Below are 9,681 nucleotides of genomic sequence, written 5' to 3' on the forward strand. Positions count from 1 at the left end.
CATGGGAAGGCATGCCCTTCCTCAATCCTCGGGCGATCAAGAGTCTGCGAAAGCAAATGTTCCTCGCGAAGGCCTCGGCGAGCCGTTATGGATTGCGACCTGAGCCTCGCCAGCCTGAGATGCATTCCCATGCTCGACTTCGCCCTGTCCGCCTTCGTGACGCTGCTGCTGGTGGTCGATCCCGTCGGCCTGGCTCCGGCTTTCCTTGCCGCGACCGGGGGCATGCCCGACAAGGTCAAGCGGACGATCGCGCTGCGCGCCCCGCTGATCGCGGCGTCGATCCTGGTCGTGATCGCGCTGGTCGGAAACTGGCTGTTGCGCCAGCTCGGGATCGGCATCCCCGCGTTCCAGATCGCGGGCGGGCTGCTCTTGTTCGGAGTCTCCTACCAGATGATCTTTGGCGACCGTCCGCATCGGGAGGCGCGCGAGGCCGACAAGGCGACGTCGGAGCATGCGTCCGACGTCGCGGTGTTTCCACTCGCCATCCCCATGATGGCCGGGCCCGGCGCGATCGCGACGACGCTGCTGCTGGCAGGCGACGCCGGCTATGGCGCGAAGCTGGCGCTCATCATCGCGGTCGTGCTCTCGGTTTGCCTGCTCTGCATGCTCTGTTTCGCCTCCGCGGCGCTGATCGCGCGGACGCTCGGGCGCACCGGCAATGCGGTGCTGTCGCGTGTGCTCGGCATGCTGCTCGCCGCCTATTCGGTACAGTTCGTCATCAATGGCATCGCGGCCGTCCGGGCGGGTCTGCCATAGAGCTGCGGTAATCCATTAATTTATTGATTTTACGGGGTATTTCGTGGTGCGGCGGGGCCGTTCGCGAGACGGCGCGCGATCCGGTCCGCTTTCTCTTGCACTGCCATATTGCTTTGACGTACTTCCCCTCTAACAAACGCCCATCGCCAGGAAATCGAGATGTCGATGACAGCGGACGAGCTCGAGAAGAGGCAAGCCATCATCGATGCCTGTCGCCGCATGAATGCGCTCGGCATCAACCAGGGCACCTCGGGCAATATCAGCCTGCGGCACGATGACGGGCTCCTGATCACGCCGACCAGTGTACCCTATGACGCTATGACGCCCGATCAGATCGTCTTCATGGCGATGGACGGCTCCCATGCGAGCGGCCAGAAGCCGTCCAGCGAGTGGCGCTTCCATCGCGACATCCTGAAGTCGCGCGACGACGTCGATGCCGTGGTCCACGCCCATCCGACCTATTCGACCATTTTGGCGATCATGGGCATGGATATCCCGCCGGTGCATTACATGATCGCGGCCGCCGGCGGCGACAGTATCCGCTGCGCGCCCTATGCGACTTTCGGCAGCGCGGAACTGTCCGAGCATGCGGTGCGGGCGCTGGAAGGCCGGCTCGCCTGCCTGCTCGACCATCACGGCATGATCGCGGTCGGTAGGACGCTGGACAAGGCGATGTGGCTCGCCGTCGAGGTCGAGACGCTGGCGCGGCAGTATCACGGCTGCCTGCAGATCGGGAAACCGCCGCTGCTCACCAGCGCCGAGATCGAACGGGTCCGCCAGCGCATGGCCGGGTACGGCATGTCCGAAGGGTAGGGCGGGTCAGACGGTGTTCGTGCGGATCAGGCATATCGTCGATCGCAAGGGATCGAACCGCGTCATGGTTCGCCTGCGCGCGCTTCTGCGCAGCAACGAGTTCTACCTGATCCCGCTCGCGCTCCTGATCGGCACGCTTGCCGGTGCGGTCGTGACGCTGATGGCCGAGATCGCGCAGATCGCCCATGTCCTGATCTATGGCATTCCCGTCGACGTTCGCCTATCTGCCAACGCGCGCGTCAGCCCCTGGGCGGCGCTGATGGCGCCTGCGCTCGGCGGATTGATGCTCGGCATCATGGAATGGTCGCGGCGGCGGATGAAGATATCGAACGCGGTCGACCCGATCGAGGCCAATGCGCTGCGCGGCGGGAATTTGTCGATGCGCGACAGCGTGGTGGTGTCGAGCCAGACGCTGATCTCCAACGGCTGCGGCGCCTCCGTCGGTCTCGAGGCCGGCTATACCCAGATCGGCTCGGGCATCGCCTCGCTGTTCGGCAAGTTCTTCAATCTCCGCCGCAACGATTTGCGCCTGATCGTCGGCTGCGGCGCCGCCGCGGCGATCGCGGCGGCATTCGGTGCGCCGATCACCGGTGCGTTCTACGCCTGCGAACTGATCGTCGGCGTCTATTCGGTCGGCAGCGCCGCGCCCATCCTGGCGGCCTCGCTCGCCGGCGCGCTGACCGCGCAGTGGCTGGGTGGCGCGCCGTACTCTATCGAGATCCCGAAGGTCGGCTCGGTCGGCATCGAGCAATATCTGGCGCTGATCGGGCTCGCCCTCGTCACCGGCGGCGTCGGCATCGCCGTGATGCGCTCGTCCTCGATGTTCGAGCGCCTGTTCGCCTGGTTGCCGGTCTGGCTGCGTCCGGTGATCGGTGGCCTCATCGTCGGCTCTTTTGCGATCGTCACCCCGCAGGTGCTCGCGGCCGGCCACGGCGCCATGGTGCTCGATCTCTTTCACGAGATGACGATCGGCCTGGTCGCGCTGATCATCGCCTTGAAGCTGACGGCCTGCCTGATCTCGCTCGCTTCCGGCTTTCGCGGCGGCCTGTTCTTCGCCTCGCTGTTCGTCGGCAGCCTGATCGGAAAATTCTTTGCCGCGGTGCTGCTGCTCATCAGCCCGAACTTCGCGATCGATCCGCTGGTGGCGATGCTGACGGGCATGGCGACGCTCGGCGTCGCCATCGTCGGCGGCCCGCTGACAATGTCGTTCCTCGTGCTCGAGATGACTCGCAATGTCGACGTTACCGCCGTGGTGCTGGCGGGCTGCATCGTCACTTCAATCTGCGTCCGCTTCATGTTCGGCCATTCCTTCTCGACCTGGCGCCTGCACCTGCGCGGCGAGACCATCCGCAGCGCCAACGACGTTGGCTGGCTGCGCAACCTGACCGTCGAACGGCTGATGCGCTCCGACGTCGGCAAGGTGCCGGCGAGCACGACGATCGCCGCGACGCGGCGCGAATTCGCGCTGGGGTCGCGCCCGGGCATCGTCGTCGTCAACAACGCGGACGAATATGTCGGCCTCGTCATGCTGCCCGACCTGTTCTCCAGCGACCTCGACACCATCGCCGACGACATCCAGGTCGTCGAGCTCGCGCGCTACATTGACATCGTGCTGATCCCGGAAATGAACGTGAAATCGGCGATGGCGGTGTTCGACGAGGCCGAGGCCGAGATGCTGGCCGTGGTCGATTCCACCGACAGCCGCAAGGTGGTGGGCTTCCTGACCGAGAACTTTGCCCGCCGCCGCTATGTCGAGGAGATCGACAAGGCCACGCGCGGCGTGCTGGGGGCGCTGTCGTAAGCTTCTGCGGCCTCCAGGTCGAAATAGGTATTGGGGGAGGGGGCGCACGGCGCTCGTCGCTGCCCGGCCTCCGAATTTCCTTGATGGGGTCTTGCTTTGGACAAATCGCGTCAGCGATGATTAGCCAAGCGCAAATGCGACGGACGCCTTCGGGCGACATTGGGCTGGGGAGGGGAGCGCCAATGAACTCCGTAACGACACAGATTGAGCCGCGTGATGCGATGTCCGCGCGCATGGACGAAGAGCTCACGCACACCTTTGAGAAAATCAAGAGCGTTGATGAACAGATCGCGCGCGCCAGTGAGCAGCTTTCCAGGCTGGAGCGCGATACCGCGCGCAGCCGGCCGCGGAGCGGCCGGCCGGCGCTCCGCGGCCTCGTCGGTCTGGGGCTGGCGGCGGGAATTGGTACCGCTGCCTTGATCTCGCAATCATCCTACGGTGATACGGCCAGGCAGATGATCGCCGGCTGGGCACCGCTGCGCGCTGCGACGTCGTCGCAGTCGCAAGCAGAGCCGGCGCGCGACGCTCAGCCGAGCCCGGCCGCTGAGCTGGCCCAGGCGCCGCCGGCATCGCCGGAACCGGCACCGGCCGCCGAGGCCATACCGGAGGCGGCCGTGCCGACCGGGAGCACGCTCCCCCCGGAGTTGACGGAGTTGCTGCAGAAGTTGGCGAGCGATCTCGCAAACGTGCAGCAAGGCATCGACCAGCTCAAGGAGAGCCAGGCGCAATTGAAGGCGAACCAGGAGCAAATCTCCCTCGACAGCGCCAGGCTCGCCGACGAGTTGAAGGCAGGCCAGGAGCAAATGGCGCGCCTTGTCGCCAAGACGCCTGACAACAAGACGCCTGACAACAAGATGTCCGAGACCGCCGGGAAAACGCCTGACCGACCCGGCGCGGGGCAGAAGACGAGCGCAGCACCCGCGCCTGCGCCACGTCCGGCTGCGGCCGCGACGCGCAAGCCGGCGCAGGCAACGTCGTCACCGCATGCCACGGTGCAGCGGCCGGCTCCGTTGCAGCTGCGATCCGCACAACAATAGTCGCGATCGATATCCTTCTTGGCCCGCTCCGCTCGGTTCGCGGGGACGAGAGCCCGCGACCGTAAATCTAATTCAGCCGGTCCACGTGATCCGGCGCGAGTTCGTTCGCGCTGGGGTCGTGGGGTCGCCGCCGCTATGTCAAGGAGATCGACAAGGCCACGCGCGGCGCTCTGGGGGCGCTTCCCTAGCGACGCCCAGCCCGGCAACACGGCATCCGCACGCGCGGCGGACTTGCCAGATTCTCTGCAACCTCTAGGGTAGTCGCTGCGCCGGGCCGTGTCCCTGGCCGGCCTCAGCGACGAGGGATGGGCGATGTCCGAGACGCTGCGCCTGTTGCTTGCCTTGCTCGACCTCGGGCCCAGGTTGAAGGATCTGCTCGGCGACAAATGGCCGACCTATAGCGATGAATTGCTGGAGCTCGCCGGGCGCGCCGGCCGCGGCGACGATCCGGCGGAGCTGCGCCGGACGCTCGACGCGCTGGTCCAGCGGCTGCTCGCGGAGACCCCGGCCGCGGAGCTGGTCCGGCGCGCCATGCAACCGGCGGCGCCGACAATTTCCACCGAGACCGTGGTCCGCCGTGGCCGGGTCCCCCTGCCGTCGCAGGTCGTCCGGCCCAGCACCGACGACGTCACCGGCATCGTCACGATTCCCGTGTTCTACGGCACGGATCGTGCGCGCGGCGGCGACGCGCCGGCGAGCTACTATACGGGCCGGCGCGGGGAGCCGGCGTTCGGGGTCGCAGAAGTGAGCGTGCCGACGCGCGGCCGCGACCTCGGTGAGTTGACCGGCCCGAGCTGGTGGCGCCTCGAATTCTCGGCTGATCCCGCGAAGCACGTGATCCTGAAGGCGGTCCAGCCGCTTGGCCAGGACGTGTTCACCCCAACCCTGAAGGACTCGCTTGCGACCGCCGACGAGCGCGACGTGCTCGTCTTCGTGCATGGCTACAACGTGTCGTTCGAGGATGCAGCACGGCGGGCCGCGCAGATCTCCGTCGACCTGAAATTCGCCGGCAGAACGCTGTTGTATAGCTGGGCATCGGCCGCGGACCCGAAGCAGTACGCTGTGGACGAAGGCACGATCGAATGGTCGCGCGACCATTTCGAGGCGTTTCTCCAGCTTGCGCTGACTGAAATCGGCGCGCGCGAGGTCCACGTCATCGCCCACAGCATGGGCAACCGCGCGCTCATCAATACGCTGGAGCGCGCCACGTCCTGGCAATTGCCGGCGGGCGCCGCAACGCTGTGCCAGGTCGTCTTTGCCGCGCCCGACATCGATCGCGACCGCTTCGTCCAGCTCGCCGCGAAGTTCAAGGGCTCTGCGCGGCGCTGTACGCTCTATGCCTCGTCGCGCGATGTCGCGCTGATGGCCTCGAAATTCGTGCACGGCTATCCCAGGGCGGGCGAGGCCGGCGAGGCGCTCCTGGTCGTCGACGGCGTCGACACGATCGATGCGTCGCTGGTCGATACCAGCCTCGTCGGGCTGCATCATTCCTATTTCGGCAGCAAGCGCTCGATCCTGAACGACATGTTCAGCCTGATCGTCCAACGGCTCGCGCCGGACCAGCGCTTCGACCTTCAGGCCGCGGGTGATGCGCTCCGAAAATACTGGAACTACCGCAGTTAGGCACTGCATGCGCGCTCATTCCAGCTGGTCAACCTCGCGCAAGACGGGAAACAGCCGCATCCACAACAGCGCGATTGCGATGGTGCCGATCCCGCCGAGCAGGACGGCCGGCATCGCGCCGAGCAGGGCAGCAGTTGTGCCGCTTTCGAATTCGCCGAGCTGGTTGGAGGCGTTGATGAAGAGGAAGTTGACGGCGCCGACGCGGCCGCGCATCGCATCGGGTGTCGCAAGCTGCACCAGCGCGACGCGCACCACGACGCTGATCGTGTCGGCCGCGCCCATCGCCATCAATGCGATGATCGAGAGCCAGACGTTCCGCGACAGCGCGAACACGATCGTCGCGAGCCCGAAGGCGATCACCGCCTGGAACATCCTGAGGCCCGCGCGCCGCGCGATCGGATGGCGCGCGATCACCGCGGTCATCAGGAGCGCGCCGACCGCCGGTGCCGCGCGCATCACGCCGAGCGCCCACGGGCCGGCCTGCAGGATGTCCTTGGCGTAGATCGGCAGCAGGGCGGTGGCGCCGCCGAGCAGCACCGCGAACAGGTCGAGCGAGATGGTGCCGAGGATTGCGGGATTGCTGCGTACGAAGTGTAGGCCGGCAAACAAGCCATCGAGACCCTCGTGCTCGGTGGCCGCAACACGTTCGACCCGGATCATGCCGCTGAGGGCGCTGGCAATCAGCGACAGCATCGCCATCAGCACGAAGGGTGCGCCGGGCGAGAGCGCGTAGGCGAGCCCGCCGATTGCCGGGCCGCCAATGGTTGCGACCTGCCAGGCGCCGGTTGACAGCGCGGTCGCCCGTTGCCGCATGCCTTCCGGTGCGACGGCGGGCAGCAGCGCGGACGAAGCCGGGCTCTCGAAGGCGCCGGCAAGGCCGAACACGCCGAGCGCGACAAATATCTCGGGCGTGGTCAGCGTCCCCGCGAGCAGCCGCACGGCGAGATAACCGGCTGTGAGGCCTTGCACGAGCTCGCAGAGCTGAACGATGCGCCGGCGGTCGTAACGATCCGCCGCATGTCCGGCGACAAACACCAGGATCGCGCTCGGGATGAACTGCACGAGCCCGGCGAGGCCGAGGTAGAAGGCGCTGCCGGTCAGCGCATAGATCTGCCAGCCGACCGCGACGGTTGCGACCTGATAGGAGAATTCCGACAGGCTTCGCGACGCGATGTAGAGCAGCAGCGGAGGATGTCGCGACAGCGCGACGGGTGAGGTGGGAAACGTGGAAGCTTGATCCAAGGTGGTGACAATCTGGAAGCGGGACGGCGCGCGCTACATGCGCCGCCGTCCACGCCGGCTGTTAGCCTGGTTGGGATGGAGAAGCGACGAGGCATGCCACGATCCGGCGGACCATCGGCAGGACCACCAGGAGCGTCGGAAAGGCGACGAGCCAGGACAGCCCCCAGGCGCCTGGCCAGGTCGCCAGGAACGCAGGCGTCGGCCCGAGGCTCTTCAGTGTCGAAATGATCGACACCACGGCTGTCATGAGGATGGATAGCACCAATGGCATCACGATCGGCGCATAGCGCGCCGGCAGTTTGCGAACCCCAATCATCGGATTTCTCTTGAGGAAAAGAACGCGTCGATCACGTTGAACCCTGAAATGGCATCGATCCCGACGGCGTCGGTTGATGCGTTGGTTCACGTGAAACGCTTACGGCGACCGAAACACGGCGCGGCTTTTCATTATCCGCTTAGGTTGCATCGATCAAGCTCGACTTGATTGTTCGGTTTACAATCGTTCAAAGCGTGGCAGTTTGCCGCGATCATGAAACCATCTCAATGGTTTGCGCGTTTGATGTCGTTTGCATATCTCTTCTTTGGGCGAGAACAGAGGAAGGTCAGATGACTGATAGACCCGTGAATTCCAGAGTTGGCCGCAACACCGTGTTGGCCGCGTTCGCAAGCCTCGCCCTTGTTGCGACCTCTGCATCGCCTTCGGCTGCGGCCTCGACCGCGGCTGGGAAGGCGGCCGCCGCAAGCTCGAACGCATCCGTGGCGACCGACTTCAGCGCCGCCCGCCGCCACCGCTATTATCGTCGGGGCCCGAGTGCAGCAGGCCTTGCCTTCATGGGTGCTGCTACAGGACTGATCGCGGGGGCCATCGCGGAGAGCCGGCGGCGTGAGTACTACGAAGACAACTACTATTACGGCGGCCCGCGCACTTATTACGATCCCGGCTACGGCTATTATGGCGGGCCGCGCTATTACTACAGGCCGTATTGATCGTAATCCAAGATTCCGGATTGCTTCGCTGCGATCGCAAGGACGACGTTGAAGCAGGGGTGCACGCTAGCTTTCTTTCAGCGCCGTCCTGGTTTTTGCCAGGACGACACCCAAGGAGTTCGATGGGATGCTTCGCTCGGCGCGAAGCATCCAGCGTTTCACATCACCGTCCCGCCGGCGCTGACATTGCGCCGTTGACGTAGCGCGACCAGTCGGGCTCGGTCGGCTGTGACGGCCAGATCGCGGCGTTGGAGTCGCGTACCGACTGCGTGGACGGCGCGGGGTGCGCCTTGCGGATGTGGTGGCGGTCGCTCGCTGCGGCGGTCTGGATGGTGACGGCGGCGATCAGCGTGGCGCCGAGGATGGTGAAGTTCGTTCGCATCGTTGGTTCTCCCGTGACGACGCTCCGGCTGTGAAAGGACTGCATTCGTCGTCGCCGCTGACATGGCGATGCGCCCTGCCGGATATCACCGGTGTCGCCATCACGATGGGGCGAGCAAATTTTTTGATCTCGGCTAAATATTCGGCAACCCCACCTTTGCTGCCGATGGACTTAACCGGCGCAATCCGGTTGAATGGGGAGAATTGAGTTTTCGAGCGACAACGATGTCGAGATATTTGTTGGTCCTGCTGTTGATGGCCTCGCCGGCTGCGGCGCAGGTCAAATTGACACCGAAGGCCTCGGCGGCCCATCCGGATCCCTGCGCCCCCATCGGGCGGACCGCGGACGGCAAGCTGGTCTACTCCATGAAATGCGAGAACCTGCCGGCGCCGCCCGCGCCGCCGCCGCAGGCGGAACTGAAGGAAGCGCCGCCTCCGGCCGCCGAGCCGGAGCTGGAAGTGCGGCGAAGCGGCATTTTGGGCTGGTCTTACGACCGCAGGTGATGGGCCCGAGCCCCTTGCGCGAGCCCCTCCGGAGTGCTCTTTGCTTGAGAGTTCCCCGTGGGGTCACGGCCCCCGACTCAGAGAGATGAGATGAGCAAACTCGTTATCCGCGCAGGCGATTTCACCTTCGATGCCCGCTTCGAGGAGCAACTTGCGCCCAAGACCGTCGCCGCGTTCCGCAAGGCCATGCCGTTCGAGAGCCACATCATCCATGTGCGCTGGAGCGGCGAGGCCGTGTGGATGCCGCTCGGCGACCTCGACTTCGGCGTCGGCTACGAGAACCATACGAGCTATCCCGGGCCCGGCCAGATCATCCTCTATCCCGGCGGCATCAGCGAGACCGAGATCCTGCTCGCCTATGGCGGCGTGCACTTCGCGAGCAAGATGGGCCAGCTTGCCGGCAACCATTTCATCACGTTGACCTCGGGCCTGGAAAATCTCGCCGCGCTCGGCAAGACCGTGCTGTGGAAGGGCGCCCAGCCGATCCGCTTCGAGGAAGTCTAAGTGGCGGACGCCCGCTACCCGCGCGATCTTCGC

General features: G+C 65.5%; 11 protein-coding genes. 8 read left to right on the plus strand and 3 right to left on the minus strand.

The genetic code is table 11. The annotated features are described in order from the left end of the window. Nucleotides 1–129: 129 nt before the first annotated feature. The 5 genes from AYJ54_RS09550 to AYJ54_RS09570 all read left to right on the plus strand — a co-directional run bounded on the left by AYJ54_RS09550 (nucleotide 130) and on the right by AYJ54_RS09570 (nucleotide 6,030). Complete coding sequence (locus AYJ54_RS09550) at nucleotides 130–756, plus strand: MarC family protein (RefSeq protein WP_063698723.1); 627 nt, start codon at nucleotides 130–132, stop codon at nucleotides 754–756. 159 nt (nucleotides 757–915) lie between these two features. Further along, complete coding sequence (locus AYJ54_RS09555) at nucleotides 916–1,569, plus strand: class II aldolase/adducin family protein (RefSeq protein ID WP_201724157.1); 654 nt, start codon at nucleotides 916–918, stop codon at nucleotides 1,567–1,569. A 13-nt stretch (nucleotides 1,570–1,582) separates the two neighbouring features. Then, entirely contained in the window at nucleotides 1,583–3,370 is a 1,788-nt protein-coding gene (locus AYJ54_RS09560; RefSeq protein WP_082905566.1) for a chloride channel protein, read from the plus strand. Nucleotides 3,371–3,603: 233 nt separating this feature from the next. Next, complete coding sequence (locus AYJ54_RS09565; RefSeq protein WP_245328953.1) at nucleotides 3,604–4,407, plus strand: hypothetical protein; 804 nt, start codon at nucleotides 3,604–3,606, stop codon at nucleotides 4,405–4,407. Between the two features lie 312 nt (nucleotides 4,408–4,719). Beyond that, nucleotides 4,720–6,030, plus strand: coding sequence for an alpha/beta hydrolase (locus AYJ54_RS09570; RefSeq protein ID WP_136623570.1), 1,311 nt, complete (start codon nucleotides 4,720–4,722; stop codon nucleotides 6,028–6,030). 15 nt (nucleotides 6,031–6,045) lie between these two features. On the opposite strand, the gene AYJ54_RS09575 is transcribed toward AYJ54_RS09570, so the two are convergent. Together AYJ54_RS09575 and AYJ54_RS09580 are read right to left on the minus strand one after the other, a co-directional pair. Further along, nucleotides 6,046–7,272 carry an MFS transporter gene (locus AYJ54_RS09575; RefSeq protein ID WP_063698636.1) on the minus strand — a complete coding sequence of 409 codons (1,227 nt, stop codon included), beginning with the start codon at nucleotides 7,270–7,272 and terminating at the stop codon, nucleotides 6,046–6,048. A 61-nt stretch (nucleotides 7,273–7,333) separates the two neighbouring features. Then, complete coding sequence (locus AYJ54_RS09580; RefSeq protein WP_063698638.1) at nucleotides 7,334–7,588, minus strand: DUF2798 domain-containing protein; 255 nt, start codon at nucleotides 7,586–7,588, stop codon at nucleotides 7,334–7,336. Nucleotides 7,589–7,878: 290 nt separating this feature from the next. Here AYJ54_RS09580 and AYJ54_RS09585 point away from each other — a divergent pair, with 290 nt between their 5' ends. Further along, entirely contained in the window at nucleotides 7,879–8,259 is a 381-nt protein-coding gene (locus AYJ54_RS09585) for a hypothetical protein (protein WP_063698640.1), read from the plus strand. Nucleotides 8,260–8,422: 163 nt separating this feature from the next. Here AYJ54_RS09585 and AYJ54_RS09590 read toward each other — a convergent pair whose 3' ends face one another. Further along, complete coding sequence (locus AYJ54_RS09590) at nucleotides 8,423–8,641, minus strand: hypothetical protein (RefSeq protein ID WP_063698642.1); 219 nt, start codon at nucleotides 8,639–8,641, stop codon at nucleotides 8,423–8,425. 224 nt (nucleotides 8,642–8,865) lie between these two features. Between AYJ54_RS09590 and AYJ54_RS09595 the strand changes: the two genes are divergently transcribed. Together AYJ54_RS09595 and AYJ54_RS09600 are read left to right on the plus strand one after the other, a co-directional pair. Further along, complete coding sequence (locus tag AYJ54_RS09595; protein WP_063698644.1) at nucleotides 8,866–9,144, plus strand: hypothetical protein; 279 nt, start codon at nucleotides 8,866–8,868, stop codon at nucleotides 9,142–9,144. A gap of 90 nt (nucleotides 9,145–9,234) precedes the next feature. Further along, entirely contained in the window at nucleotides 9,235–9,648 is a 414-nt protein-coding gene (locus AYJ54_RS09600; RefSeq protein ID WP_063698647.1) for a DUF3830 family protein, read from the plus strand. Nucleotides 9,649–9,681: the final 33 nt, after the last annotated feature.

Source organism: Bradyrhizobium centrolobii (assembly GCF_001641635.1).
GTDB lineage: Bacteria > Pseudomonadota > Alphaproteobacteria > Rhizobiales > Xanthobacteraceae > Bradyrhizobium > Bradyrhizobium centrolobii.

Excerpts from the sequence above, each read along its gene's own strand:
- AYJ54_RS09580 (WP_063698638.1), bottom strand. The coding sequence starts at position 7,588 with ATGATTGGGGTTCGCAAACTGCCGGCGCGCTATGCGCCGATCGTGATG.
- AYJ54_RS09555 (WP_201724157.1), top strand. The coding sequence starts at position 916 with ATGTCGATGACAGCGGACGAGCTCGAGAAGAGGCAAGCCATCATCGAT.
- AYJ54_RS09565 (WP_245328953.1), top strand. The coding sequence starts at position 3,604 with ATGGACGAAGAGCTCACGCACACCTTTGAGAAAATCAAGAGCGTTGAT.
- AYJ54_RS09595 (WP_063698644.1), top strand. The coding sequence starts at position 8,866 with ATGTCGAGATATTTGTTGGTCCTGCTGTTGATGGCCTCGCCGGCTGCG.
- AYJ54_RS09600 (WP_063698647.1), top strand. The coding sequence starts at position 9,235 with ATGAGCAAACTCGTTATCCGCGCAGGCGATTTCACCTTCGATGCCCGC.
- AYJ54_RS09570 (WP_136623570.1), top strand. The coding sequence starts at position 4,720 with ATGTCCGAGACGCTGCGCCTGTTGCTTGCCTTGCTCGACCTCGGGCCC.
- AYJ54_RS09550 (WP_063698723.1), top strand. The coding sequence starts at position 130 with ATGCTCGACTTCGCCCTGTCCGCCTTCGTGACGCTGCTGCTGGTGGTC.
- AYJ54_RS09590 (WP_063698642.1), bottom strand. The coding sequence starts at position 8,641 with ATGCGAACGAACTTCACCATCCTCGGCGCCACGCTGATCGCCGCCGTC.
- AYJ54_RS09585 (WP_063698640.1), top strand. The coding sequence starts at position 7,879 with ATGACTGATAGACCCGTGAATTCCAGAGTTGGCCGCAACACCGTGTTG.